This window comes from Halobacillus sp. B23F22_1, from assembly GCF_043497005.1.
In the GTDB taxonomy this organism is placed as follows: domain Bacteria; phylum Bacillota; class Bacilli; order Bacillales; family Halobacillaceae; genus Halobacillus_A.
The window spans coordinates 11784-36988 of record NZ_JBIEKE010000004.1; the positions used below are offsets into that span (position 1 = coordinate 11784).

The window sequence follows — 25205 nt, forward strand, 5'->3', positions numbered from 1 at the left end:
CCTCCGATTCAATATCTTTCTATTATTGAACGAGGGATGAAGTGTGTCAAATAGCGGCAGAAAAGATTTATTTGCTTCACGTATTTCATTGAGACTTCTGCTGGTATATTTCAATATGAAATGAGGCCTTTGCCGCTCAACTTCTCAGACTAAAATAAAAGCAGACCGTTAAGCCTGCCCGAATTGATAGTTATTTCTCAGAGTAACCGTGAATCGAATTAGCTACGGCAACCATTTCATCTTGTGTTAACTCATTACTCGCTAAATGATAAGTCGTAGCGTTATCATTCCATTCTAGTTTTTGCTCAGAAAGAGCACCGACTAATCCACCTGAAAGCTGTACAAGTTCACCATTCACTTCAACAGACTGGCGTGCACTTGCAGCCTGGGTCGCTGCCGTTTCTTGAATAATGGTAAAATCTTTTTCACCTTTATATGTCATAATTACCCGCTTGCCATTCTCTGTTTCCACTTCCTGCTTGTCCCAAAGACTGGCGCCAAGTGTTTCTTCAGGGTATAGAACCTCTGCCTCTTTCTGCTCTTCGGAAGCATTCACTGGAACATCTGAAGTGCTCATCGCCATGTTCTGATCCACATCAAAGTCTGTTTCTTTAAACGAATCGGCTTTAGAGAAATTAGAGAATTGCACTTCTACCAGCGCTGTCATGTCCTGATCAAAGACTTTGACCATAACAGGAGTGTAGGACTTTTTATCAAAATAGATTTCTTGATAAGGCAATGATTGGTTATTTTGATAGTTGGTTTTTGTTTTAAAGACGTAATGGTTATCCGTTGCATTAAACTCGGTTTCTGCATCAGCTTTTATGTCTTTAATTAGCGAATTAAACAGATAAGGCTGACTTGTATTTTCCGGCCAGTCACTTTGGAACTTAAAGCTCTTGTTTAAGGCCGGCGTCAAAACATACACCCCACTGTCGTTCTTTAAAATGATTTGGCTTCCCTTTTCATCTTGATCGTTTTCTAGCTCCACTTTATAAAAATCTTTTTTCTTGTGTGAAATTTGAATATGGTACTTTTGCTCTTCTTTCCCCGTCTTCATCGTCATGCTGGCGTCTGTTTTATACCCTTTCATTTCGCTTTCCTGCTCTTCAAGCTTCTTCACGACATCTTCTTTGGACTGCTCTCCACAGGCTGTAAGGACAAGGGTAAGTGCCATAGCCATAAAGAAAAGGATTGGAAAACGTTTCATTTAGTTTCAACTCCTTTGTCTCTTCCTGAAGGACAAAGGGAACGTGAATTACGTGGAAGAAGAAAATGTACGAAAGGTTTCTGATAAACCGTCTATAAGATCAGTGGCTAATAAATCAAACGTTGAGTGAGTCGTCTTGGTCAAACGTTCTGCTGTCTTGCCATGAACCATACAGCCATTGGCCAGTGCATCGAACACGGAACTAGATTGTAAGGTCAACGCGAGCAGGATCCCAGATAACACATCTCCACTTCCACCTTTAGCCAGTCCCTCATTCCCTGAGGTTTCAACTCGCTGCTGACCTTCAGGCGTGGTAATAATGGTAGAAGGTCCTTTTAGGACAACATACACCCCGTTTGTTTTTGCAAAATTACAGGTCAATGAAAATGGAGACTGCATGACTTCAGCAATTGAACGATCCATTAAATAAGCGAACTCTCCTGGGTGGGGTGTTAGAATAACGGGGTGCGGATATTCCGCACATTTGCCTAATTTTTCTTTCACATGATAGATTCCGTCTGCATCAATGATCATCGGACCGTTCGCATAGTTAAAAAGCTCATCCATTTGAGCAGTTAAAGAAGCACTTCTCCCGATCCCCATCCCTACAGCCACTCCATCAAAAGCGGACCAGTCCACATTTTTCAGATTCCGGATCCATCCATCCTCTTCTTGTAAAGACTGAAAGGTTGCCTCTTGTATATACGGTGCAATCATAGGTATTGAGCTTTTTGAAGTAGCGATCGCCAATAACCCTATCCCGCTTCGCAAGGCTGCTTTTGCCGTCATAGCAATCGAACCGGGCATCTGGTAAGAGCCGCCGATGACGACGCCCTTCCCATGGCTTCCTTTATGGGAATGAGAGGCACGCACCGGAAACGACTCCAATGCCTTTCGATCATTCCACACTTCTCTCTCCACCTGATCCACAAGGTGATTCGGAAGGCCGATTCCTACCACATTCCACTCCCCATAATACGGGCTTGTCGATTGAAGAAATGCACTCATTTTAGGAGCTTCAATGATGCACGTATAATCTGCTTGTACCCCATCAAACTCTCCCGCACCTTCATCAGCTGGAATACCACTTGGGATGTCCACAGAAATGGTGTAAACAGGAAGTTCATTAAGGATAGAAACCACTTGATCTAATGGAGAACGTAATGGTCCGCGCACCCCGATTCCGAGCATTGCATCAATGATCACATCAGCTTGCTGCAAAGCTTGTTGGAAAGAGGAAAGATCCTCCATATGATGCAAATGAAATCCTGAGTTCACATACAATTGTTTGTGCGAGTATGCATCCCCTGTAATTTTTTCATTTGAGACAACCTGCCATGCTTCTACTTGAAACCCCCTGGTTCGTAAAGTTCGCGCAATGACAAATCCATCTCCCCCGTTATTCCCACCTCCAATCAGCACTGCGATCCGCTGGTCGTTCGTTATCTTCTTCGCCATATCATCACAAATCGCTCGTCCAGCATTCTCCATAAGCATGACGCCGCTTACTCCAACCGTTTGAATAGCCACTTGATCTCTCTCATACATTTCTTGTGCGGTAACTATCTCCAATTCGTTCCCTCCTACCCGCATTACCATGGTATGACTAAATCTATGTAAATATGTCCACTTACTGTTCTTCTAAAATGACTTGAGCCACAGCATACTGTTCACTATGGGTAATAGCTACCCATATCGACAAGGAATTATAAGATTCCACTGTAATTTCCGGCGCCCCCTGTTCATTAGGTAAAACTTCAATATCCTGAAAACTTAAAGTACCTATTCCCGATCCTGCCGCTTTAGCAAACGCCTCTTTCGCAGCAAATCTTCCTGCTAGAAATTCAATTTTCCTATGGTCGTTCATACGGTCGTAACAATTCTGTTCCCTTCTAGTTAATATTCGTTGAACAAACCGAGGATTACGCTTTATACTTTGTTTAATACGATCCAGTTCGATTAGGTCTATTCCAATCCCTTTTATCATCTTTATCTTCCTTTACAATTGTTTATGTGTAGTATACCCGATCCTATATTAGATCAAAAAGAATACCGGCGTTCATTTTTGCTTATATTGATTTATAACCTTTTATATAAAGGAGCACACGCTATGTTTGTCCGAACGGAAAGCTTCAAAGAATTTTTAAAATTTTATCCGATTGTTTCATGTCTTGTTGCCATCCATTTTCTTCTATGGCTTTGTATAGATATTCTTCAGCTCCCAATTGCGATGCAAATCCTTCGAGAAGGAATCGGTAATAACTATTTAGTCGGCCAAGGCGAATACTGGCGGCTTTTGAGCCCCATATTTTTACACGGTGGGTTCGCTCACGCTTTATTTAACTCCTTCTCTCTCGTACTTTTCGGTCCAGCACTTGAGCAAATGCTTGGAAAAACGAAATTTATTTTGATGTACGTGTCTGCTGGAATCGCTGGAAATGTGGGTACTTACTTAATGGCTCCAAACGCATTCTATCAACATCTCGGGGCTTCTGGAGCAATTTTTGGGATTTTTGGTGTGTATCTGTTTATGGTCCTTAACCGTAAATCACTCATTGGTTCAGCAAACACTCAAATTGTAATGGTTATCTTCGTACTCGGTTTATTCATGACCTTTTCACGCCCGGGCATTAACGTTTGGGCTCATCTATTTGGTCTGATAGGAGGGTTTGCCGCTGCACCTCCACTATTAAGAAATGCTCGCCCATTTTCAATTTGGCAAAATCGAGCTAAATTCGCCAACCGGGAAAGCAAAGACATTTCATTTAATCCCAATCGCTGGAGTAAAGGATCGAGTCCGGTAAAAAAATACGGGAAATACGTCTTTTGGGGGATTATTATCTTCCTGATCGCGCTCGCTTTTGTTCGATAAGGGAGAGTAAATGTTAGTCTAAAATTCACTAAAAACAAGCTTGAACAAAACTGAATAAAGTATAAAAAAAACGCTTTCCGCAGGGAAAGACAGAAAATCCCCTCGGTCTGCGACCTGCGGCACTTTTTCTTTTTCCGTTTCTTTGACCAAAATGAAATCTTGAAACCTTTGTAATGTGAATACACTTTTGCCAAAGCTGCTTTCACAGCTTGAGTAAATGATTTTGCCAGTGATCTATTTCGAAAAAGGGTTTGAGGAAACAGCAAGACTCCTCCGAGAATTGGCAATAAGATGTTGATAGCCCGAAGAGCCACATCATTCTCCCGCTGAAAGGTAGCCGGTTCCTCAAATCCTTTACACTCTTTAAGGTTTCTATACAAGTTAAAAAAGTCCGATCCCTCGAGGGACCGGACTTTTTTATTAATTGGAATTTCGTCCTTTGTTCTGGAAACTGCGATTGCCTTTTCCTTTATAATTACGTGACTTGTTTCCGTGCTTATTGTAAGGGCGTTTACCGTCTTTACGGTATGGCTTTTTGCCGCCGCCTTTTCCCTTGTTACGTTGAGCACCTTTCACACTGATTGGCTGTACAGATGATAGTCGTACTGGCACTTCGTTGCGTTCCTTCGTCATCATTTTTAATGCAGCTGCGATTAAATCAGAAGCATCGTACTGCTCTAACAATTCGCTGGCTGATTGCTGATATTTCTCCAGCCCTTGATGACCTGTTGTCTCGATTAGCTTCTCTACAGCAATTTGCTGTTGTCCGCGGCGAGCTTCATCGGAAGATGGAACGCTTAGGCGTTCTACTTCTTTCTTCGTAAGCTTCTCGATTAAGTTCAGCTGTGCTTTTTCACGTGGCGTTACAAAGGAAATGGACTTTCCTTTACGTCCCGCACGTCCTGTACGTCCAATACGGTGAACGTAGCTTTCAGGGTCTTGCGGAATATCGAAGTTGTACACGTGTGATACTTCAGAAATATCCAGACCACGAGCTGCAACGTCAGTCGCAACTAAAATTTCGATGCGGCCTTTTTTGAACTTATTAAGAACGGACATACGTTTACCCTGCGTTAAGTCACCGTGAATACCTTCTGCACGGAAACCGCGAGCCTGCAAAGCGTCAGATACTTCATCAACACGACGCTTCGTACGACCGAAAACAATCGCTAAAGCTGGAGCATCAATATCCATCAGACGTGTTAATGTGTCGAATTTATGCTTCTCAGGGATCTCGATGTAGTATTGTTCAATGTTCTCTACTGTCATTTCCTTCGCTTTTACTTTAACCTCTTCAGGCTGTTTCATAAGCTTTGTCGCAATATCGCGAATTTCTCTAGGCATAGTAGCTGAGAAAAGCAATGTTTGGCGCTCTTCAGGAAGTGATTTAAGGATGTCACGAATATCATCGATGAATCCCATATTCAGCATTTCATCTGCTTCATCTAAAACGGCCGTGTGGACGTTTTGAAGCTTAATCGTTTTACGACGAATGTGGTCAAGAAGACGACCCGGTGTAGCTACTACAATATGGTTATCTTTTAACGCACGGATTTGACGGTCCATGTTCGACCCACCATAGATCGGCAGCGCACGAACGCCTTTATTTTTACCAAGACGGTTGACTTCTTCTGCTACCTGAATGGCTAACTCACGCGTAGGAGCAATAACTAGCCCTTGAACTGAACGAACGTTTTTATCAATTTTTTCGATCATCGGGATACCAAACGCTGCAGTTTTACCTGTTCCGGTTTGCGCCTGCCCAATAACGTCTTTGCCCTCTAATCCTAATGGAATGGTTTGCTCTTGAATCGGTGTAGTTTCTTCAAAACCCATATAATCTAATGCTTTTAGTACTGGTTCTGATAAACCTAATGAATTAAATGTTGTCACTAACTTTCATACTCCTTCTTTTATATAAAGTGAAACCTCCATCCGCTTTACGGAATGGTCAGTTGAGATTTACGCGTCTAACCGTTTGAGGCTCGCTTTCCACTCTACTTGATTGCACTAATAGAAGTATGATAAGCCTCTATGTTGTTAGACCCGAAATAAATATACATGTTTTAACAAGTAAAAGAAGCCTCTTATCCTAAAGTATGGAGAGGCTGTTAGGTACCTGCCTGAACGATTCATCCATCATAACACACATAACTGTATTAATTCTACACATTTTTATTATGCTTTTCAAACGTGACAGTGATAAAATTAAGGAAAACTGCTTTGTATAAGGAGGGCCTCCTATGGATAAGCCTCCATTTCATCCATTACTCTTATTAATTGTTGGAGTCATCTCTATTTCGACATCGGCTATATTTGTAAAACTGGCCGGAGATGCTCCTTCTTCTATTATTGCTTTTTATCGATTAGCGCTTGCGGTCATTATTATGGCACCTTATGTTTTTTTCAAACATGCTCCAGACCTTAAGCACATATCCAGGAAGGATTGGGTATGGGCATCCGTATCTGGAATCTTCTTAGCTCTACACTTTATTTTGTGGTTTGAATCTTTAAATTATACCTCTGTAGCTAGTTCTGTTGTACTCGTTTCCATGCAGCCGATCTTCGCTTTTATTGGAACGTTTCTATTCTTTAAAGAACGTTTCTCAGCAGGAGCGGTTTTAAGTATGATTATTGCTATAACCGGTAGTGTCATTATTAGCTGGGGGGATTTCCAAATAAGCGGCATGGCATTATACGGAGACCTTCTTGCACTAGGTGGAGCGGTGATGGTGACCGGATATTTCCTCGTGGGTCAAAGCTTGAGAAAGCGGTTATCGATGACGTCGTATACCTTTATTGTCTACCTCGTTGCTTCAATTACTTTGCTTGGCTACAACCTGGCTTTACAAGTACCGTTTGGTGGTTACTCAGGAAGTCAATGGCTTATTTATGCAGCGCTTGCGATTATTCCGACTTTCTTCGGCCATTCGTTATTCAATTGGTCGCTGCGATGGATCAGCGCATCTAAAATCTCAATGAGCATATTATTAGAACCCATTGGTGCAGCTGTTTTGGCTTTTATCATTCTAGGGGAAGGGATATCCTGGGCCCAGTGGCTAGGCGGATCCATTGTCATATTTGGGCTCATGCTTTTTATTATCAGTACGAAGAAAATGATGAAACCGAAGCTCACCCATCACCCCACAGACTCGTAATAAAAAGATGTCTGTTATACTAAGAAAAAAGATAGAGAATATCATCACTAACGGAGAGCAGGTGAAGAGATGACCATTCAAATGATTATTGACGGAGGGGCTGACCTCCCAGAAACGATGATCGAAAAACACAATCTCAAAGTTGTACCATTAAACATTCACTTTGGCGAAGAACAGTATAAAACGGGCGAAACGATCGACTTGTCCACGTTTTACACTAAACTAAAAGAAGCTGAAGAGTTACCAACCTCTTCTTCCCCTAGTCCCTATGACTTTTACGAAAAATACAAACAAGTAGATCCTCATTATCCCATCCTTGTATTAGCACTCACTCAAGGATTGAGCAGCACGTATGATAGTGCTGTAATGGGGAAGGACATGCTGTTAGAAGAAGAACCCGATCGAAAGATTGCAGTACTGAATACGAAAACAGCTTCTTGCGGAATTGCTCTTCTCGTTCACGAAGCTGCCCAGAAAATCGGCGAAAATCTACCATTTGAAGAAATCGTACAGCATATGGAAAAGAAAATCGAACAAACGACGACGTTGTTCATTTTAAAAACATTAGAAAACGTAATCAAAGGCGGGCGGTTAGATAAAGTTAAAGGTACAATTGCCAAAACGCTCAACATTAAACTTCTTATGAAAGCTACAGAAGATGAAGGCTCGATCGATGTGACGGAAAAAGTAAGAGGAGATAAGAAGTCGCTTCGCCGCTTCGTTGAACAGATTGGAGAATATGCTCATCATTTTGAAGACAAGGTGATCGCTATGTCTCATAGTAATGATGAGGAACGCGGGCGCTCGGTTTTAGAAAGCATAAAGAATAAATATCGTTTCAAGGATTCCATTTTTACTGAAACAGGCCCGCTCATCTCAACATATGCTGGAGAAGGCGGACTCGTTATCGCATTTTTTAAAGATTAGCCATTCATAAGAGGTACCAGGTGCCGGAATAAAGATTTTGATTGTTGATGCACATTTAGTTTTCCGATACCTGGGTCCATTCATAAAAGAATTCACCTACAAAAAAGGAGAATTTACAGGTGTACTTCTCTATTTTCCATTTCATAAGAAACTTCACGCAGAAAATCGATTACTTTCTCGCAAAGCGTATCGCGATCCTGGTCATGACATACTAAATGTTTTGATTTAGGGAGAAAAACGACTTCCTTTAGCGGAGAAGATATTTCTTGTTCTAAGAAGTTAGCCGCTTTACTCGGCACCATCCCATCTAACTTCCCCTGCATAATTAGTGTGGGACAACGCACGTGCTGAAGATAAGGCTTTGTGAATTCCACACATTTCATAAACTCCAAACTCGAAAGAAAATGAGTCTGCGTCACCTTCGTTCGATATCGGATAAAAAGTGGATTTTCTATGAGGGAACCTTTCCACGCATCAGTAACAATTCCAAATGTGTCCTTTATCATTTGAGGAAAACTGATGTATTTTAAAGCGGCTGATAATAAAACAAGACGATCCGCTTCATGCTTCGCAGCTAAGTAGGAAGCAATCATGCCCCCCATTGAAAATCCTATAATTAAAATCGTATCATGGCGCTGTTTGAGGTCTAGTAATGCGAGCTCAGCTGCAGCAACCCACTCCTGGTAATAGTGCCCTCGTAAATCAAGCTCACTCCCATGCCCTGGCAATGTGGGTACGCTAAACTCCCAATCCGTTTCTTTTTGCAAAAAGTCCACGAGTGGCTGTACCTCTTCAGGACTACCTGTATAGCCATGGATACATAAACAACCTGTACTCACTTCTCTCACCATCCACTCTTTCTATGATGTAGACGAGGCAGTTCCTTACTTATTCGAAGGACAGTGACATGCCGCATTTAATCATACTTCTACATACGGTCAAGCCTCCTTGCTCTTACCTCGCTGTCAAAAACTCACCCATCCGTTGTGAAAGCAGATGTGGCGCAAATGACCTGTAATTCTATATCCTTTTATGTAAAAAAGACTGCGGAATTAGCGCAGCCCTTTTACAAATGAGCCGATACCCTTAACCATAGGCGATACTTGCTGGATCGTCTGAACGACTTGACCTGTCGTATTAAACATTTTATCCAGGTCTAATTGGCCTTGCTCATCTTGAAAATAAGCCATCATTTTCTTCTTTTGCAGCCCGTATGCGCCGTTTTCATATCCATAATCATAATAACCCGGATACCCATATCCTTGCATGAAAGGTGCCTGGCCTTGGGCGTGAGCCTGCGCTTGATACATGGACGGATCCCATCCATACGGGATTTGTTGATTGTATAAATCATTATAGCTTCGGTCGATATCCGCATTTCCGTAAGGTGAATAAGGCGGCTGCCAATTGTATGGATTGTATGGTGGATACATAGAAGGACCCCCTTTACATTTAATACTATAGGCTATGAGTGTCCCACTAAAAAAGTGTAAAAAAAAACAAGTGATGCCTGATCACTTGAAACTGTTATGAGAAATGAATCGTATCCGCATTTTGAAAACGCCCGGCATCTTGAATTCCTAATGCCCGCTTTAAACTTCTCTCTTGATATCCTAACACTTTTTCATCATTAATGAACGTAGCAGGGGTGCCATAAACCTTTTGTTTTTGAAGTTCCTTAAAATATGATTTATCTTGTGTGATATTTTTCTCTTTATAATCAATTTCCCACTCCGTTAATTTGGAAAGAACTTTTTTACAGTGGGTGCAATGATCACTTGTATACACAATTACTCTTTGTTGACTCATTGGAGCCCTCCTCTTTCTAGACTTCACCTAGTTCTAATGGCTCATTATTAACTTAATACCCGGTGTCCAGGATCGTAAACCTAAAATTTACTGGAAAGATACCATCCTTATACAAGCAATCCTCTGATAGGCTGATCTCCACTGACTAAGTCATAGCTTTTGTTTTCTGCTTTAGGAACTGACAACAAATAAACGAGCGTTTCTGCTACGTCTTCTCTTGGAATTTCACCGAAGTTGTTCATGTGCTCCTGGAGTTTCACCAGGCCTGTCCCTTCATTATTCGTAAGACCACCTGGTCGTACAATTGTATAATTTAATCCTGATTGCTTTAAGTATTCATCAGCCCGGTGCTTCGCATAGAGATAGTGCTTCATCCCGCTGGGGCCGGATTCTGGACGATCTGCTGCCATCGAGCTTAACATAACAAACCGCTGAACACCAAAATGCTTTGCACGTTCAACTGATTTAATAGCCCCCTCCTGATCAATAAGAATCGTCTTATCCGCGCCCGTATCAGGACCAGAACCAGCCGCGAAAATGACTGCATCAACATTATAAAAAGCAGATTCAAAATCTTTTTCTAGATTCCCTAGTACCGTTGCAACTCCTTCTGCTTCAAACTGTGGAATTTGTTCTGTGGACCTTACCATTGCCACAGGCTCATGATCGAATTTTTTTAGTTTAAATACAATGTGTTTTCCTACTTTACCATTCGCTCCAATGACTAAAACGCGCACGTGCCAGCCTCCCTTTTAAATGTAGTAATCACTTCCTGTAAACTTCCCTTTTTCTTCAAAAAATAAACAGACCGCTTCTCTAAATGCAGGAAATATTTCTATAGATAACGAATTTACTATTATAGAGAGAAAGGAGAGTTTGCCATGTCTATTTACATGTTTACAGGGTTTCCCGGCTACCTTGCCACTCATTTAATTCAAGAGATTTCAAATCAAGAACATCCCATCGAGCGACTTTATCTCCTGCATCATCCATCGGTAAAGAAAACTGCCGAAGTTGACCTTCGTCGCTTAATGGAGGAAGGCAGAGTAAATGCTCCTGACATCCAGCTTATTGAAGGAGATATTACCTTGCCGCATATGGGATTGGTCTCCTCTGTATCCGCCTCCCTTTTAAACGAAGTGACGCATTTCTTCCATTTAGCAGCTCTATATGATTTGGCTGCCCCGCTCCTGCCATCTTGGAAAATTAACGTTGATGGCACGCGAAATGTACTTAACTGGCTTCAAGATTCACCCACGCTGAAACACTTTATATACTTCAGCAGTGCATTTGTGTCAGGGAAGCGAGAAGGAAACATCTATGAACATGAGCTTACTCATAAAGCGGGTTTCAAAAACCATTATGAATATACTAAATATGAAGCAGAACGTCTCGTTCAACAGCAGCGCTCCTCCCTCCCTGTCACAGTGCTCCGCCCTGGAATAGTTGTCGGACACTCGCAAACCGGAGAGACTATGAAATTTGACGGGCCTTATTTCATATTAAATCTTCTGCATCAATTGAAGCACCTGCCTTTACTTCCTTCGTTCGGCAACGGAAAGGCGTATATTAATATCGTCCCTCAAGATTTCGTGACACGCGCCGCAGCTTCCTTAGCTCATCAGCCGCAAAGCATTGGAAAAACGTATCATCTGACAGATCCAAATCCTTATACGGCATCAGACATCTACCGCTTATTTACGCAGCACTACCTCGGCCGTACACCCAACTTTTCCTTGCCTATGCCAATAGCTAAAACCGTTCTGAGTTTTAAAACAACGCGGCGTCTAACAGGTATTCAAAAACAAGCATTGTCTTACTTCACTTGTGAAAGCAAGTATCAGCAGGACCATACTCACACGGATTTAAAAGAAACTCAAATTACTTGTCCCAATTTAAAGAGCTATCTTCCTAAGTTAATTGATTATTACCAATCCCACAGAAAAAACGAAGAGAAACATCTTTCGCTTTTATAAAAAGGGATGAGACGCATAAAGGTGCCAGGTACCGAAAAGCTATCAATGAGCGAAGGGCCAAGTGTGAATTTCGGTACCTGGTACCCGGCGCCTGCAAGCTGATTTCCTATTCGTTCATCCATTTTGTATATAAATCATCGATTTGTTTTTGAAGCTCAGCTTTGCTAACTGGATCGTTTTCCTTAAGTGCCTGCGCTTCCAATTGCTCAATTTGCTGTTCATAACTTAAAGAATAACTTGTCTTCTCTCTCGGGGTTTTGGCTTTTTCTCTTGGATTATGCGCTTCAGATACTTCTGTTTCAAGTTCTAACAAACTGCGCCAGTGACTCCGTGTGTCTGTATAATTTCCAATAAAGCGATGAAGCTCCCCATTTACTAAATAAGCTGTTTCAAGAAAACAGGCATTAAGAAAGCGGCGGTCGTGAGAGACACCTATAACTGTACCTTCAAACCGCTGAAGAGCTTCCTCCAACACTTCCTGCGACTCAATGTCTAAGTGATTCGTTGGTTCATCAAGTACAAGCAGGTTCGCTCCCTGATGCATAAAAATGGCAAGTTTCAACCTCATTCGTTCCCCGCCGCTGAGCAGAGAGATTTTTTGAAACACGTCATATCCATAAAACATAAAGGCAGCCAGCATATGTCTCGCTTGCCCTTCTGTTACGATAATATGGTCTCTAAAATGATCAATCATGCGCTGCTGTTCATCTACACCTTGAAGTGGGTTCTGCGGTAAATACCCCACTTTCACCGACTCCCCTAAGGCCACTTTCCCTTCATCTGCCTCTACTCTGTCTAAAATGAGTTTGAGAAGCGTCGATTTTCCACTCCCATTCGTTCCTACAATGGCCAACCTTTCCTGATAACGCAAGTGAAGGTTGATGTCTTTTAACACTTGACGTTCTTGATAAGCTTTACTAATTTTCTCAAGAACGATGACATCCTTGCCGCTTCTCCCTTCAGCCTTTAATGAAAGAGCCATTTTCTTAGCATCTATTACCGGCCGGTTAAGTTTCTCCATCCGTTCTAACGCTCGCTCCATACTTTTTGCTTTTTTAAAAAGCTTCGGATTCGGAGGGTTCGCTTCATTTGCCCATTGTCTTAGTCGGCGAATCGCTTCTTTCATCTTTTTAATCTTCTTCTGCTGCTCCTGATATTGATGAAATTCAATGAGCAGTTTTTCCTCTTTTTGCTTTTCAAACGAACTGTAATTCCCTTTATAAAAATGGGTGTCCCCATCTTCTAAATCAACAATCGATGTTACGACATGATCAAGAAAGGCCCGGTCATGAGATATGATACAGACAGCCCCTTTATAGCGCTGCAAATATTGTTCCAGCCACTCAATGGCATGAAGATCAAGGTGGTTCGTCGGTTCATCCAATAGGAGAACATCAGGGTCTTCAAGTAAGATCTTAGCTAAAGACAGTTTTGTTATTTCTCCACCGCTTAAATGACTGAAGGGCTGGTCAAGCAGGGACCCCACCTGAAGTCCGTTAGCCACTTGATTGATAGAAGCTTCTACTTCATATCCTCCACGTTCTGTAAAGCGCTCTTGCAGCTCTCCATATTGCAGCAAGGCCTTCTCCATCTTTTCTGGGTCCTGCATCTCGCTTTCCAATTGCTTCATGGTGAGTAACATTTGATTGAGATCTTCAAATGCTTCCCTCAAGTAATCCCGTCCAGTGCCATCATAGTTCTCAGGAATTTGCTTCAAATAGCCGATGGATAACCCTTTTTTAATAAATAGGTCGCCTCCATCCAGTCCTTCTTCTTTTGTAATCAAACGAAAAAGCGTTGATTTCCCGCTTCCATTCCGGCCGACAAGCCCTGCTTTTTCCCCTTCATTTATTTCGAAGGTAAGGGCTTCAAATAACACTTTACCGCCAATGATTTTATACGCATCTTTTAATGTAATATTCATCATTCTTTTCCTCCTAAAGACAAAAAAAGTCAGAGGTCTCGTGACCTCTGACTTTTAATAGTGATCGATCAGGTATGAGACGTTATCATTTTCCATTATTTAACTTCGCATTTGGACAGACCTGTCCCCTGGGCAGTTAAATCATGAAAAAGCGCACGGTTGATATACAGCAATTCGCGATCAATCACATGCTTCGATAACATCTTCATCCCTCCTTTGTCCTTAGTTACTTTTATTATACCTAAAACTCATCTTACGTCTAGTCAATTTGTTGGTCGGCGTAAGTGCCGAGCTTTTTCAACAATTCAATTGCCTGCTTCTTTTCATCTTCAGACAAGCCGCCTGTAATTTTCTCAATCTGTTTCCAGTGATCAGGGAATATACCATGTAACAGCTCGGTTCCTTGATCATTAATAGACGCATAAGTAATTCTGCGATCGCTTGGACAAGGAACACGTTCGATAAACCCTTTCTGCTCGAGTTTATCAACCACGTACGTAATACTTCCGCTGGCTAATAAAATCTTTTCTCCGATTTTTTGCAGCGGTTGGTCCCCTTCATGATAAAGAAGTTCGAGCACACCGAACTCCGTTGGGTTTAAACCATATCTTTGAATATCTTCTTTCACTAAATCTGCAATGGAACGCTGAGCTTTCGCTAATACGACAAAAAGCTTAAGCGATGGGTCTTGTTTTTTTCTTTTGTAAGATTCGTCCATAGTCCTCTTCCTCTCATCCTACCCTCTCGTTACGTTTAATATATCAAAGAATAGGGCCATTCTAAAGAAAAACTAAAGACTTTTTTATTCATTCAAGAAAGACCCGGTCAATTCATTCGAATTAGATCGGGTCTTAAGGCTGGTGATGTTCACCATAGTAGTCTTAAATGTCCACTATGCTAAATAATTTAATTATTCGTTTGCAAATTAACCCATCATTATTCTACAACTAACGTGGACTTCATATCTTCATGCCCTTCACCACACGGAACACTGCATTCAATCGTATACTCGCCTGGTTCTTCAGGAGTGAAAGTAGTCGACCCTTCTGCATCCATACTGACATCGAAATCTTCTATCGCGATTCCGTGTGCTCCTTCTTCATTTGAAAGATTAACCGTCACTTCTTCCCCAGACTGTACTGTATATTCTTCTTGATCAAATTCAAAGTTAGTGGCTGATATATCCAGCGTATTTCCTGAAGTCTCTTCACCGCCTCCATCTTCCATCTCTTCTGAATCTTCACCTGAACCTGTCTCCTCTTCATCTGATCCACCACAAGCTGCTAAAACTAAAATAAGTCCAAGCATTAACGCCATAAGTACTTTTTTCGACATTCTACCTCCTCCTAACTTTTGGATATAGTTAACTTTTACCGATCATTTCCATTCGTAAACCCTTGGATATTCTTAACAACTGCTGGATCAGGGGCTAGAAATGTAAAATGATTCGAAAGTACTCGTATATGAGTTGGTGTTTCACCTTTGATCTCGCCGTCCATGTCAATTTTTTGAGAGTTTTCCACGTTAATTTTAATATCTTTTCCTTGTAAATAAGTCAGCTCTTGAAAATTTTCCGGATCAGACCATGGCTTGTTCATAGAAAGTAGTTCTCTAAATAACGTCAAATTAGAATTCTTTATGATAAGGACGTCTAGCATCCCATCATCAGGACGTGTATCAGGAATGGGAACTTCTCTAGTTCCTACAAATCGACCATTCATGACTAAAACCATAACTGCCTCATCCCGGAGCTTCTCTCCATCTATTTCAGCTGTAAAATGAAAAGAGTCGGCTTGATTCATCGTTTTAAAAGCACTAATAAAATAGCTGAGCACGCCAAAACGATCCTTTTGCCCTTCATCAATATTCGTTGATGTTTCGGTAATTAATCCAATCCCCCAGAAATTAATAAAATAATCATCGTTTGATTTTCCAATGTCAACACTTACTTCCTCCCCTTTAATGGCTGCTTCAGCAGCTTGTCGAAGAGGCTGGGGGGTGCCAAGTACGCGGCTAAAATCGTTACACGTTCCACCTGGAAGGATGCTTATAACAGGTTTAGAATTTTGCTCTGCCATACAATTAACGCATTCGTGTAATGTTCCGTCTCCACCTAAAATAAAGAGCACGTCTACATAAGCTCCGTATCTGCAGCACGTCTCTTTAAACTCATCAAGATCTTCGGTTTGAATGACTTGCAGCTCTTTCACCTGCTGGGCTATAACGGGGATTGTTTCTGATAAATTTTGTTCCAATTCTCCATTGCCTGCATTTCCATTATATATAAATAATCCACGTTCATAACGAGGCATCATTCTCCTCCTTTACCCTGTCCGTGTTACTATAATTTCCTGTTTTAGGATCCATCAAACGTCTGTCTGCTTCTAAGCAAAGAGGTTTACCTATTCACTTAAAACTTATATACTATTCAATGTTTAGGAGGCTAACTAAAGCATGAATCGTCAAATAGAACCTTTATTAGGCTATAATATTAATGTGATTTCTCATTTTCTAAAAAATATGTATAACGAAAAGTTAAGTGAATATGGTTTGACGAACGCTCAAGCCAAAGTCATTTACTTTTTGGCCAAACATGGAGAACAGAGCCAATCTGACTTACAAAACCGATTGTACATTAAAGCGTCTTCCATGAATGGAATTATTGAATCTCTATTAAAAAATGAATGCATTACGAAAGATTCAAGTAGAAAGGATAAACGCACAAAGGTTATTCAACTCACCGAAAAAGGGGAAGAGCTGGATCAGACGATTTGGACGATTATCCAGGAGATTGAAGCAGAAATTACTAAAGACTTTTCAGAAGAAGAACAGCGGGTCATTGTTTCCTGGCTGAAAAAAATTCAGCGTAACTTAACAGAAAGATCTGAACAAACCGATCACTAACCATAAATGCGGGACGGAACAAAATGAATAAAGCGTAAAATAATCCGAACGATTCTATTGCAATCGGTTCGGATTATTTATATTAAACCGAATTTACGACGCTCTGTCACAATCCTCCGCTTTCCGCGCGCACGATCTCAAATTCCTCAGAAAGCAAATAGCACTTCCCTCAGGGACCTTCGACTCACATTGTTCCCTCAGCCCGTTATCTTCCAATAATTGATAAAAATCGATAGAAAGATTAAGAATTTTCAGTTACACTAATGAATAGATGATTCAGGAAGGTGACGTCCGATGACTTACTCAACTAATTTCGTTCGATTATTTTTTCAGCCTCATGATCAATTAATCTTGCTTCGTAAATCTGAACGCATTCAACACTTCTGGAAAGCTTTTTTTCTATTGTTCTTTCTAACGATCTTAACATACGCAGCTGTTACGTGGTCAGGGTTAGGTACGGACCCGCTCTCTTATAAAATCACCACTCTCAGCCGAATTGAATTTGAATTCCAGAAAATCTGGTTCTTGTTTGGACGTTTATCTATAGCCGGTCTTTTATTTCTCGGTGTTGTTCTTTTTACGCCTTTCATATACTGGATTCTTTTTGACGTTTCTTATAAAAAAGTGGTTAATATTCAATTAACTGTCTGGGCTGTCATGCTTTTCGAGCGCCTCACTTGGATTCCTTTTATGATTTATTTAGGGCTTGATTGGTATGTTTCCCCTTTATCTTTTGGCATTATAGCTTCATATTTTACATATTTGGAATGGGTTATTTATTTCTTTGGATCGATTTCTTTATTTCAGCTTTTTGTTGTATGGTTTCAAATTAAATCCCTCTCTTTTCTTTCAAATTCAAAGAAATGGTGGGTCATCACAGGTGTGCTTTTATGGAACCTTATCTTATGGGCCGCTACAGCAGCGCTTTTGTTTTTTGATGAAACCATCGTTCAACTATTACTCTCTTAAAGGATGATCCTAATGAAAAACTCTCGAAAAAAGAAAGGAATCGCCATTGGCGTCTTCCTCTTCATTCTTTGCAATTGTCTATTACTCTACTTTGACAAAAACCATTTGATTGAGCGTAAATCATTCGTTCGAGAGTGGTCTGGAACATTCACTGCCGATGTGGTGGAGTCCCTGAACGTGCGTGGTATCTTCACTTCAGAGGAGGACACTCCTGTTTATTTTGATGAGAACACGGGTGCTTTTCAGGAATTCTTTGTGGAAGTTGGAGATGAGATAAGTGAAGGCGATGAGTTATACGCCTATGAAGTCCTTCATTATGAAAATCAAGTAAATGACCTGGAATTAGAAGCTGCAAAAATAGAAGAAGAAATAGCGGCTGTCGATACATATATAACTACGCTAGAAAACTACAACATTGATGATAGTCCAGAGGAGTCATTCGGTGGGTTCGACTCTCCTTTTTCTAATAATGAAAATAATGAAGATGAAGAAGATCTTGAAGATACGAGTGAAGAATCTACAGCTGAAGCCGAGCTTCTCCAAGAGGAAGCTATTCGTGACAAAGAAAAAGAACGTGCTCAAAAAGAAGCGGAATTAGCCATGGTTAACGACCAGCTTGATCAGCTGACGACTACTGGTCAGACCATTACCGTTCGAAGTACATTTGATGGTGTGGTGCGTGATCGTTCAGCTGACCTTTCATCTCCCCTGCTTACCATCGCTTCTACTCAGCTTATAGTAGAGGGAGAAGTGAATGAAGAAGACAGAAAGCAGCTTGAAGAAGGGATGCGAACAGAGTTATCTATAACAGATATAGAAGACGAAGAAGTCACACTGGAGGGGACGTTGGAAAGTCTCGATACTTTTTCAAAAGAGACCGACGTCCAGAAAGCGAGTAAATATCCTTTTGAGATCTCACTTTCTGAACAAAACGAAGCCCTGAGACCAGGATATCATACGGACATTAAAGTGATTACAGATGAAGCATCTGAGACTATAGCCGCTTTTGATGAAGTTCTTATAACTGAAGAACATTTGTATGCCTGGGAAATGAATAATCAGGGCCTGCTTGAAAAAAAAGAAATTGAAACTGGGTTAGAAAAAGATGGCGTAGTTGAAGTACAGAGCGGTCTCGAAAATCAAGTCAAACTGGCTCACGAGCCTAAAGAGCGCTTCCGAAACCTGACCCCAATTGTCACGCCGATCGACTATCATCATGTGAAAGAAGATGAACTTTTTCAAGGATCCAAAGCTGTGATGAAAGAGAACTTTCTGCTTGGTGTGTTTAATCGGTAAGAGAAAGTTTTTGCAAAAATACTAGTCTCATGACACGATATATAGTAGTTTTGTAGAACATCGTGAGAAAAGGGGCTAGTCCTATGAAGATAAGTGTACTTGATCAATCTCCCATTCTATCTGGAATGACACCGGCAGACGCCTTTCAGCATACGACCGAGCTTGCCAAGGCTGCTGACGAGCTGGGCTTTCACCGTTTTTGGGTAGCTGAACACCATAGCACGAAAAGTTTAGCCGGATCTTCTCCTGAGATCTTAGCTGCCCACCTGGCCAGCCAGACGGAGAAAATTCGTATTGGAACTGGTGGAATCCTGCTTCCTCATTACAGCCCTTATAAAATTGCAGAAGTATTTCGTGTATTGGAAGCCTTGTATCCCGGCAGGATTGACTTGGGAGTCGGCCGAGCTCCTGGCGGTGTACCTAACGTTAATTTAGCTTTAAATCGTGGCCAACTTCCTTCTATCGAAGATTATCCCGCTCAATTGAGTGAACTTCTCTCTTACCTTTACGGAGAGGACCCGCATAAGATGGGGATTTACGCTTCACCTGAAGGGGAACATAGTCCGCCGATCTGGATGTTAGGTTCCAGTGGAGCAAGTGCCCGCGTTGCATCTGAACTTGGCGTCTCTTATTCCTTTGCCCATTTCATCAATGGATATGGGGGAGCTAGAGCCATGCGCCGCTATCACGACTATTTTCAACCTTCTGTGCAGCAGGAGGTGCCTTGTGGTAATGTTTCTATTTTTGCTGTTTGCGCAGAAACGGATGAAAAGGCCGAGTTTTTGGCCTCGAGCCTGGACTTAGCTATATTAAAGATCGAACAAGGCGGCTTACAGCATAACTTTCCGTCCCCTGAAGATGCACTCCATTATTCATATACAATGTTTGAGGAACAACAAATCCAAGAGAATAGAAGCCGAATGGTCGTCGGCTCACCAGGGAAAGTAAAACAAGAGATTGAAGAACTCGCGCACTATTACAATGTGGACGAAGTCATTATTAATACCATTGTTTCTCCTTTTGAGGAGCGAGTGAAATCGTATCAATTAATCGCTGAAGCTTTTCAGCTTAAAGGAGCGAAACACCATGTTAGCTTTTGACCATCTTGTCATTGCCTCGAAACAGCCAAAGCAAGACCAAGAGGAGTTTACCAGCACCCACGGATTAAAGGGAGTGCCTGGCGGTCATCATAGTATTTGGGGCACCTTTAATGAACTTTGTTACTTTAGCAATAACAATTACATTGAGTGGCTCAGTTTAAGCGATCGTGAAACGGCATCCAACTCAAAGAATCCACTCATTCAGCAGTTTAAACAAACGTTTGACCAAGGTAGATTTGGTCCGTTTCAATTTGCCCTTCGTACGACCTTCATGGATAAGTACATCACCTATTTTAAGGAAAAAGGAATCTCTTATCATGGTCCTTTTCCAGGAGAACGCAGACGTCCTGATGGCTCATTAATAAAGTGGAGAATGCTATTCCCGCAACCTTTTGAATACGTGGATGCTCCCCTTCCCTTTCTTATTGAATGGACAGGTAAAAATGAGCCCTCAAACAAAACAGACATCAATTCGTCTCGCTTTCTTCACCTTTCTTTAGGAATATCAGACATGGAAGCAGCCCAAAAAATATTCGAAACCATATATAGGCTTGCTAAAACAACGAGCGGACCTTCAACAGCCAGCTACCCTCTTGAGAATGGGGAGCTGATTTTAGAAATTGGAGATCACTTCCATACCCAATTTGATCACTTCTCGATTACGTAATTACGTTGTAGTTCCATCATCTTGTTGAGAAAGCAGAATTTCTCTACAAGTTGTTTTAATCTTAAAACGACACGTCCCAGAACGTTGACGCCACAGTCAACGTTCTTTTTTTGTCCTACCTATTAAAAATTTACAAATATAACCGATATTACAGGTTGTTAGACATCTTACAATAGGAGTGAGTGTATGAGTGCATATCGATGGTTCGGATTACTATTACTATGTGTGTTTGTTGCTGGATGCAGCAGTGAGAAAGCTGATTCTGTCAGCGCCGAGAAAGGAATTAGCGCCGGCCTTCTTGTTACTGAGAGCGGACTTGGCGACGATTCGTTTAGCGACTCTGCGTTTCAAGGACTGGAGCAAGCCAGGGACGAACTCGATATAACGTTCGATTATCGTGAACCTTTTAATGGAGATTTCGAGGGACATATGAAGGACTTAATTGAGCAGGGACACGATGTGATTATGGGGCTAGGGTATGATTCCCAAGCATCGATTGATGCTCTTGCTGAAAAGTATCCTGAGCAGCAGTTTGTATTAATTGATGCAGTTTCTGAGTTTGATAATGTAACGTCAATTACGTTTCGAGAGGATGAAGGAAGCTACTTAATTGGTTTGCTGGCTGGGATGAAAACAGAGTCTGATGTCGTAGGATTTATCGGCGGTGAACAGATTGAGGTGGTAGAACGGTTTGAGAATGGATTTCGTGAAGGAGTTCAAGAAGTGAATGATAATGCTGAAGTGCTTGTGGAATATGCAGGTACATTTGATGATGATTCTAAAGGGGCGGACCTGACTCGCGAGTTCACCGAGAATGAGGCTGATTATGTATTTCACGCAGCAGGTTTTACTGGAGTAGGTGTGATGAAAGAAGCTCAAAATCTAGGAATCTATGCATTTGGTGCTGATAGTGATCAGTATTATGTTGCTGAAGATGCGGTCGTTTCTTCCATGATGAAAAATGTTAATGTGGCTCTTTATGATGTCATGGCTCAGCTTACGGAAGGCGAACTTTTAGAGGGCGGCTTACAAGAGCTTGGCATTGAAGAAGAAGGCGTCGGACTTGCACCCATTCGTTTAATTCAATTGTCCGATGAAGAACAAGACCGCATAGACGAGGAGGTTAACTAATGACAATAGGTAAACGTTTATACACGATGACCCTGATCCCTTTATTGTTAAGTCTATTGCTGATTTCCTATATTGTCTTTCAGATGATTAGCTTTGAAAGCTCCTCCAATGAAGATGTTGTCTTTTTATTAGAAGGTAAAGAAGTAAACAGTCAGCTTATTTCCGTCGAACAGGCATTAGATACATATGGCTACAGTCCATCTGAAGCTACACGCCAAGAGGCACTGACGCAGATTAAAACTACAGGTAAATCGTTTGAGAATTTAGCACCTATGCTTAAGACAGAAGCTCAACAGCAATGGTATGAACAGGCTCAGACGAAATACGAAGACTGGCAGCAGACAGCAGTGGAGGCGTTACAGGCTGAAGATAATAATGAAGTTCAGCGGCAGGCTTCCCGTACAGCTGGTATTTTAAATGATATGTTTATGCTTCAACAGGAAGCTCAAGCGTGGTACGACGAAAAAGCAACCGCTCAGGCAGAGGCGATTCGAAGTCTTATTATTTTCGCTCTGGTGTCAGCAGCCGTGCTTATTGCTTTATCGATTTTTGCTACTTCTCGCCTAACCTCCAGGATTGCAAAACCAATAAGAGAGCTGGCTAAGCAGGCTTCGCAGGTTGCAGACGGAGATTTAACGACCCGGATTGAGACTTCCGATAAAGAAAAAGACGAAGTTGGGCAGTTAAAAAGAGCTTTTCAGATTATGGTGGATAATTTAACAAATACACTGCAGTCCGTCCATCGAATTGGCGGTAATGTCGAAGAATTCAGCTCTAAATTAAACAAAGAAATGTCGGGGCTTTCTGAAGTCACCGACCAAGTATCTAGTTCAACAGAAGAATTAGCTGAAGGAAGCCAATCAATCTCTAATGATATTCAGGATATCGCTTCACTAATGGAGCAGATGAACCGAAATTTCGAACAAAATACAAAGGAAAGTCAATTAGCTTCTGACAAAAGCACACAAGCGTTACAATCAGCTCAAGAAGGACAAGAATCTATTGCCGATCAACGAGAAGTAATGGAAAGAAATAATCATGCTATTTCAAATGTTGAAGAATCCGTCACCGAGTTTATTCGCTATACAGATCAAATAGAAGTTACGGTTAAACTAGTCAATGATATTGCAGAGCAAACAAACTTACTCGCTTTAAACGCGGCCATTGAAGCGGCACGAGCAGGAGAGCATGGAAAAGGGTTTGCTGTCGTTGCCGAGGAAGTACGAAAACTGGCTGATCAATCAACTAGAGCAACTGGTGAGATATCCAGCATGGTCCAGCAAATTAAGTCTGGTGTCACAACTATTGAAAAAGAAATGCAGGAAACAATGGAGCTTACCGAACAGCATCACCGTTCCTTAAATGCTTCAGAAGGTGCATTTAGCCTCATTCACACGCAAGTTGATGCCATTTATAAACAGTTAAATGACCTTGTAGAGGGAATGGTACAGTCAAAGGAACAAAGTTCTCAAGTAACCTCCTCTGTGGAAAATGTAAGTGCAGTGACAGAAGAAACAGCAGCAGGGACAGAAGAAATATCTGCTTCTGCAGAAGAACAGCAAAATGCCTTTAATCAACTGCAAAAGGAAGCTAATCATTTGGAGAAAATGGTGTCTGATTTAAACGATCAATTGTCTCATTTCCAATGGGATAAGGAAGATTCAACGGAAGAATTCCTAAAGAGTGTATCTCCCCCAAACCATGATGAAGATCTTCCTTATGCAGCAAGTTAATAGCAGCTTTCTAGAACCTTTTATTTTATCGACCGGCTGAACCTTTCATATTCTAGCAAAGAATTTGGTGCCGGAACAAAATTGAATAAAGCATAAAATTATCCGAACGATTTTTTAGAAATTCGTTCGGATGATTTATATTAAAGAGAAATAATGATCCGCGTTTATTCGAATGTTTGTTCATTGACCTCACTGCTTTGCTTATGTCCCGACTTCAGAATGTCGAAAAACCTTAGAAGAATTTAATATGAGTTTTTAGAGTGGCTATTTCCTATGTGTGATTTCAAGTTTGAGGAAATGGGTTCCTGTAATCTATTTTGAATAAGGGTTGTCGACACTCCTGGGGGAGATACGAATAAGGTGTGACCCGGAAGGCTGCCAAAGCCTGAGGAGACACACCATTCGCCCCAGGAAAGGGAGTTTTTTTCTGCATCCCTTTCCTCTCCCTTATGCAAGAAGCTCAGGTGCTTTAGAAGGATCCTTTCATTTTTTGTTAGTTCCGCGGCGGACGACCCGCCGGACGTTCAAGCGACAGTAAGTCTTCATCTAAGTTTAATACTTTCTGCTCTACCATCTGCCTTGCATCATAAATGCCTTTATTGTACATAAAAGGACCTAATTCATTCACCATAAATTCAAGCAGTTGATCTGCAGCTAAATCACCGAGCTGCTCCTCTCTCTCAAGTTCAAAATATGCTTGCACACGGTCAATCATATACTCTCTTTGTTCCTTCGATAAGGATGCACGCATGATAATTCCCCTCCTTTTTCATCTTTCATTATCGTAGCACATTCCTAACTCAAAAGGAGGACACCACGCGAGAGTTTCAATGGACCTGTTGCATTAACGCATTGCAACTGCGCATACCGTGTTATTAGGCTTCGTTGGTTTAATAAACACTTCGATTTGCGAGAAGCCTGCCTCCGTCAATAACGATGTGAATTGTCCCCCTAACACCTCCGTCGTATCATCTGTAGCACCCTCCTCGTGAGGACATAAGGTTAACGCAATTATCCCTCCTTGATTCATGGAGTCATGAATATGCGTTAACGTGTCTACAGGATCTTCCCAAAATGTAATATTATTTACCGCATATACTTTATCAAACCTAAGATTAAAGTTTTTTATAATTTGGGCCGGTCCATGAGTAAGCAGGATTTGCTGGTGGTTACCTATTCTTTGCAGTTTACTCACAGCCATTTCCACCATAGCTTCTGAGGGATCGACTCCTATTAATTCTGCCGAAGGGTACGCTTTTGCTAGGCTGGCTAATCCCCCTCCCGCCCCAAAACCGATTTCAAAAATCGTATCGTTTTCGTTTATTTGTAAAAAGGACTGTGTCCAGTCAGCCAGCTCGTTATTCTCAAATTCCATGAACTGTCCGACTGCCTTCCCTATCCATCCATTTGGTTTTACAAATTGATCTTTTAACATACCAACACCTCCTCTACCTAATCTACCCTTTTCATAACCGATTCACGCGGTTTTATCGTTTCCATTCCGAACCAATTGTTTGTAATATAGATAA

Annotated in this window: 26 protein-coding genes; 11 read left to right on the forward strand and 15 right to left on the reverse strand. The window is 41.4% G+C overall.

Annotated elements, in window-relative coordinates; all coding sequences use genetic code 11:
* Nucleotides 1-190 precede the first annotated feature (190 nt).
* The 3 genes from ACGTNH_RS19045 to acpS are packed head-to-tail and all read right to left on the reverse strand — an operon-like array spanning nucleotide 191 to nucleotide 3197.
* On the reverse strand, nucleotides 191-1210 hold the full coding sequence (locus tag ACGTNH_RS19045; RefSeq protein WP_394588567.1) for a LolA family protein: 1020 nt from the start codon (nucleotides 1208-1210) through the stop codon (nucleotides 191-193).
* A 48-nt stretch (nucleotides 1211-1258) separates the two neighbouring features.
* A complete protein-coding gene (locus tag ACGTNH_RS19050; RefSeq protein ID WP_394588568.1) occupies nucleotides 1259-2782 on the reverse strand; it encodes an NAD(P)H-hydrate dehydratase in 1524 nt (507 codons plus the stop codon).
* A 58-nt stretch (nucleotides 2783-2840) separates the two neighbouring features.
* Complete coding sequence (acpS, locus tag ACGTNH_RS19055; protein WP_394588569.1) at nucleotides 2841-3197, reverse strand: holo-ACP synthase; 357 nt, start codon at nucleotides 3195-3197, stop codon at nucleotides 2841-2843.
* 123 nt (nucleotides 3198-3320) lie between these two features.
* Between acpS and ACGTNH_RS19060 the strand changes: the two genes are divergently transcribed.
* Nucleotides 3321-4082, forward strand: a complete 762-nt coding sequence (locus ACGTNH_RS19060; RefSeq protein ID WP_394588570.1) for a rhomboid family intramembrane serine protease — start codon at nucleotides 3321-3323, stop codon at nucleotides 4080-4082.
* 420 nt (nucleotides 4083-4502) lie between these two features.
* Here ACGTNH_RS19060 and cshA read toward each other — a convergent pair whose 3' ends face one another.
* Complete coding sequence (gene cshA, locus ACGTNH_RS19065; RefSeq protein ID WP_394588571.1) at nucleotides 4503-5975, reverse strand: degradosome RNA helicase CshA; 1473 nt, start codon at nucleotides 5973-5975, stop codon at nucleotides 4503-4505.
* 350 nt (nucleotides 5976-6325) lie between these two features.
* Here cshA and ACGTNH_RS19070 point away from each other — a divergent pair, with 350 nt between their 5' ends.
* A complete protein-coding gene (locus ACGTNH_RS19070) occupies nucleotides 6326-7240 on the forward strand; it encodes a DMT family transporter (protein ID WP_394588572.1) in 915 nt (304 codons plus the stop codon).
* 69 nt (nucleotides 7241-7309) lie between these two features.
* Nucleotides 7310-8167 (forward strand): DegV family protein, encoded by an 858-nt coding sequence (locus ACGTNH_RS19075; protein WP_394588573.1) that lies wholly within the window; start codon nucleotides 7310-7312, stop codon nucleotides 8165-8167.
* 113 nt (nucleotides 8168-8280) lie between these two features.
* On the opposite strand, the gene ACGTNH_RS19080 is transcribed toward ACGTNH_RS19075, so the two are convergent.
* The 4 genes from ACGTNH_RS19080 to ACGTNH_RS19095 form a co-directional block, all read right to left on the reverse strand.
* Entirely contained in the window at nucleotides 8281-9006 is a 726-nt protein-coding gene (locus ACGTNH_RS19080; protein ID WP_394588574.1) for an alpha/beta hydrolase, read from the reverse strand.
* A gap of 213 nt (nucleotides 9007-9219) precedes the next feature.
* On the reverse strand, nucleotides 9220-9600 hold the full coding sequence (locus tag ACGTNH_RS19085) for a YppG family protein (RefSeq protein WP_394588577.1): 381 nt from the start codon (nucleotides 9598-9600) through the stop codon (nucleotides 9220-9222).
* Between the two features lie 94 nt (nucleotides 9601-9694).
* The gene (locus tag ACGTNH_RS19090; RefSeq protein WP_394588578.1) at nucleotides 9695-9976 is read right to left on the reverse strand and encodes a glutaredoxin family protein; all 282 of its coding nucleotides are present in this window, start codon (nucleotides 9974-9976) and stop codon (nucleotides 9695-9697) included.
* 107 nt (nucleotides 9977-10083) lie between these two features.
* On the reverse strand, nucleotides 10084-10713 hold the full coding sequence (locus ACGTNH_RS19095; RefSeq protein ID WP_394588579.1) for an SDR family oxidoreductase: 630 nt from the start codon (nucleotides 10711-10713) through the stop codon (nucleotides 10084-10086).
* Between the two features lie 144 nt (nucleotides 10714-10857).
* Here ACGTNH_RS19095 and ACGTNH_RS19100 point away from each other — a divergent pair, with 144 nt between their 5' ends.
* The gene (locus ACGTNH_RS19100; protein WP_394588581.1) at nucleotides 10858-11952 is read left to right on the forward strand and encodes an SDR family oxidoreductase; all 1095 of its coding nucleotides are present in this window, start codon (nucleotides 10858-10860) and stop codon (nucleotides 11950-11952) included.
* 106 nt (nucleotides 11953-12058) lie between these two features.
* Here ACGTNH_RS19100 and abc-f read toward each other — a convergent pair whose 3' ends face one another.
* The 5 genes from abc-f to ACGTNH_RS19125 form a co-directional block, all read right to left on the reverse strand.
* The gene (gene abc-f / locus ACGTNH_RS19105) at nucleotides 12059-13879 is read right to left on the reverse strand and encodes a ribosomal protection-like ABC-F family protein (protein ID WP_394588583.1); all 1821 of its coding nucleotides are present in this window, start codon (nucleotides 13877-13879) and stop codon (nucleotides 12059-12061) included.
* A 92-nt stretch (nucleotides 13880-13971) separates the two neighbouring features.
* Nucleotides 13972-14079, reverse strand: coding sequence for an RAxF-45 family protein (locus ACGTNH_RS19110; RefSeq protein WP_394588584.1), 108 nt, complete (start codon nucleotides 14077-14079; stop codon nucleotides 13972-13974).
* 56 nt (nucleotides 14080-14135) lie between these two features.
* The gene (locus tag ACGTNH_RS19115) at nucleotides 14136-14594 is read right to left on the reverse strand and encodes a MarR family winged helix-turn-helix transcriptional regulator (RefSeq protein ID WP_394588586.1); all 459 of its coding nucleotides are present in this window, start codon (nucleotides 14592-14594) and stop codon (nucleotides 14136-14138) included.
* Between the two features lie 218 nt (nucleotides 14595-14812).
* On the reverse strand, nucleotides 14813-15211 hold the full coding sequence (locus ACGTNH_RS19120; protein WP_394588588.1) for a cupredoxin domain-containing protein: 399 nt from the start codon (nucleotides 15209-15211) through the stop codon (nucleotides 14813-14815).
* Between the two features lie 35 nt (nucleotides 15212-15246).
* Nucleotides 15247-16188 carry a YegS/Rv2252/BmrU family lipid kinase gene (locus ACGTNH_RS19125; RefSeq protein ID WP_394588589.1) on the reverse strand — a complete coding sequence of 314 codons (942 nt, stop codon included), beginning with the start codon at nucleotides 16186-16188 and terminating at the stop codon, nucleotides 15247-15249.
* A 142-nt stretch (nucleotides 16189-16330) separates the two neighbouring features.
* Here ACGTNH_RS19125 and ACGTNH_RS19130 point away from each other — a divergent pair, with 142 nt between their 5' ends.
* The 7 genes from ACGTNH_RS19130 (at nucleotide 16331) to ACGTNH_RS19160 (ending at nucleotide 23676) form a co-directional block, all read left to right on the forward strand.
* A complete protein-coding gene (locus tag ACGTNH_RS19130; protein WP_394588592.1) occupies nucleotides 16331-16780 on the forward strand; it encodes a MarR family winged helix-turn-helix transcriptional regulator in 450 nt (149 codons plus the stop codon).
* A gap of 294 nt (nucleotides 16781-17074) precedes the next feature.
* Nucleotides 17075-17749: a hypothetical protein gene (locus tag ACGTNH_RS19135; RefSeq protein WP_394588593.1), complete on the forward strand. Its 675-nt coding sequence runs from the start codon at nucleotides 17075-17077 to the stop codon at nucleotides 17747-17749.
* 12 nt (nucleotides 17750-17761) lie between these two features.
* Nucleotides 17762-19045, forward strand: coding sequence for an efflux RND transporter periplasmic adaptor subunit (locus tag ACGTNH_RS19140; RefSeq protein WP_394588594.1), 1284 nt, complete (start codon nucleotides 17762-17764; stop codon nucleotides 19043-19045).
* Between the two features lie 83 nt (nucleotides 19046-19128).
* Nucleotides 19129-20145: an LLM class flavin-dependent oxidoreductase gene (locus ACGTNH_RS19145; protein ID WP_394588595.1), complete on the forward strand. Its 1017-nt coding sequence runs from the start codon at nucleotides 19129-19131 to the stop codon at nucleotides 20143-20145.
* Complete coding sequence (locus ACGTNH_RS19150) at nucleotides 20132-20812, forward strand: VOC family protein (protein WP_394588596.1); 681 nt, start codon at nucleotides 20132-20134, stop codon at nucleotides 20810-20812. The genes ACGTNH_RS19145 and ACGTNH_RS19150 overlap by 14 nt, the downstream gene beginning before the upstream one ends.
* A 186-nt stretch (nucleotides 20813-20998) precedes the next feature.
* Nucleotides 20999-21943: a BMP family lipoprotein gene (locus ACGTNH_RS19155; RefSeq protein WP_394588597.1), complete on the forward strand. Its 945-nt coding sequence runs from the start codon at nucleotides 20999-21001 to the stop codon at nucleotides 21941-21943.
* Nucleotides 21943-23676, forward strand: coding sequence for a methyl-accepting chemotaxis protein (locus ACGTNH_RS19160; RefSeq protein ID WP_394588598.1), 1734 nt, complete (start codon nucleotides 21943-21945; stop codon nucleotides 23674-23676). Before ACGTNH_RS19155 ends, ACGTNH_RS19160 begins: the two co-directional genes overlap by 1 nt.
* 493 nt (nucleotides 23677-24169) lie before the next feature.
* On the opposite strand, the gene ACGTNH_RS19165 is transcribed toward ACGTNH_RS19160, so the two are convergent.
* Both ACGTNH_RS19165 and ACGTNH_RS19170 read right to left on the reverse strand, forming a co-directional pair.
* A complete protein-coding gene (locus tag ACGTNH_RS19165; protein ID WP_394588600.1) occupies nucleotides 24170-24427 on the reverse strand; it encodes a DUF2164 domain-containing protein in 258 nt (85 codons plus the stop codon).
* Nucleotides 24428-24520: 93 nt separating this feature from the next.
* A complete protein-coding gene (locus ACGTNH_RS19170) occupies nucleotides 24521-25111 on the reverse strand; it encodes a class I SAM-dependent methyltransferase (RefSeq protein ID WP_394588601.1) in 591 nt (196 codons plus the stop codon).
* Nucleotides 25112-25205 lie beyond the last annotated feature (94 nt).

Coding starts and splice junctions, on each gene's coding strand:
- ACGTNH_RS19045 (WP_394588567.1), bottom strand. CDS start 1,210: ATGAAACGTTTTCCAATCCTTTTCTTTATGGCTATGGCACTTACCCTT.
- acpS (WP_394588569.1), bottom strand. CDS start 3,197: ATGATAAAAGGGATTGGAATAGACCTAATCGAACTGGATCGTATTAAA.
- ACGTNH_RS19060 (WP_394588570.1), top strand. CDS start 3,321: ATGTTTGTCCGAACGGAAAGCTTCAAAGAATTTTTAAAATTTTATCCG.
- ACGTNH_RS19070 (WP_394588572.1), top strand. CDS start 6,326: ATGGATAAGCCTCCATTTCATCCATTACTCTTATTAATTGTTGGAGTC.
- ACGTNH_RS19075 (WP_394588573.1), top strand. CDS start 7,310: ATGACCATTCAAATGATTATTGACGGAGGGGCTGACCTCCCAGAAACG.
- ACGTNH_RS19085 (WP_394588577.1), bottom strand. CDS start 9,600: ATGTATCCACCATACAATCCATACAATTGGCAGCCGCCTTATTCACCT.
- ACGTNH_RS19090 (WP_394588578.1), bottom strand. CDS start 9,976: ATGAGTCAACAAAGAGTAATTGTGTATACAAGTGATCATTGCACCCAC.
- ACGTNH_RS19100 (WP_394588581.1), top strand. CDS start 10,858: ATGTCTATTTACATGTTTACAGGGTTTCCCGGCTACCTTGCCACTCAT.
- abc-f (WP_394588583.1), bottom strand. CDS start 13,879: ATGATGAATATTACATTAAAAGATGCGTATAAAATCATTGGCGGTAAA.
- ACGTNH_RS19110 (WP_394588584.1), bottom strand. CDS start 14,079: ATGTTATCGAAGCATGTGATTGATCGCGAATTGCTGTATATCAACCGT.
- ACGTNH_RS19115 (WP_394588586.1), bottom strand. CDS start 14,594: ATGGACGAATCTTACAAAAGAAAAAAACAAGACCCATCGCTTAAGCTT.
- ACGTNH_RS19120 (WP_394588588.1), bottom strand. CDS start 15,211: ATGTCGAAAAAAGTACTTATGGCGTTAATGCTTGGACTTATTTTAGTT.
- ACGTNH_RS19125 (WP_394588589.1), bottom strand. CDS start 16,188: ATGCCTCGTTATGAACGTGGATTATTTATATATAATGGAAATGCAGGC.
- ACGTNH_RS19130 (WP_394588592.1), top strand. CDS start 16,331: ATGAATCGTCAAATAGAACCTTTATTAGGCTATAATATTAATGTGATT.
- ACGTNH_RS19135 (WP_394588593.1), top strand. CDS start 17,075: ATGACTTACTCAACTAATTTCGTTCGATTATTTTTTCAGCCTCATGAT.
- ACGTNH_RS19140 (WP_394588594.1), top strand. CDS start 17,762: ATGAAAAACTCTCGAAAAAAGAAAGGAATCGCCATTGGCGTCTTCCTC.
- ACGTNH_RS19145 (WP_394588595.1), top strand. CDS start 19,129: ATGAAGATAAGTGTACTTGATCAATCTCCCATTCTATCTGGAATGACA.
- ACGTNH_RS19150 (WP_394588596.1), top strand. CDS start 20,132: ATGTTAGCTTTTGACCATCTTGTCATTGCCTCGAAACAGCCAAAGCAA.
- ACGTNH_RS19155 (WP_394588597.1), top strand. CDS start 20,999: ATGAGTGCATATCGATGGTTCGGATTACTATTACTATGTGTGTTTGTT.
- ACGTNH_RS19160 (WP_394588598.1), top strand. CDS start 21,943: ATGACAATAGGTAAACGTTTATACACGATGACCCTGATCCCTTTATTG.
- ACGTNH_RS19165 (WP_394588600.1), bottom strand. CDS start 24,427: ATGCGTGCATCCTTATCGAAGGAACAAAGAGAGTATATGATTGACCGT.
- ACGTNH_RS19170 (WP_394588601.1), bottom strand. CDS start 25,111: ATGTTAAAAGATCAATTTGTAAAACCAAATGGATGGATAGGGAAGGCA.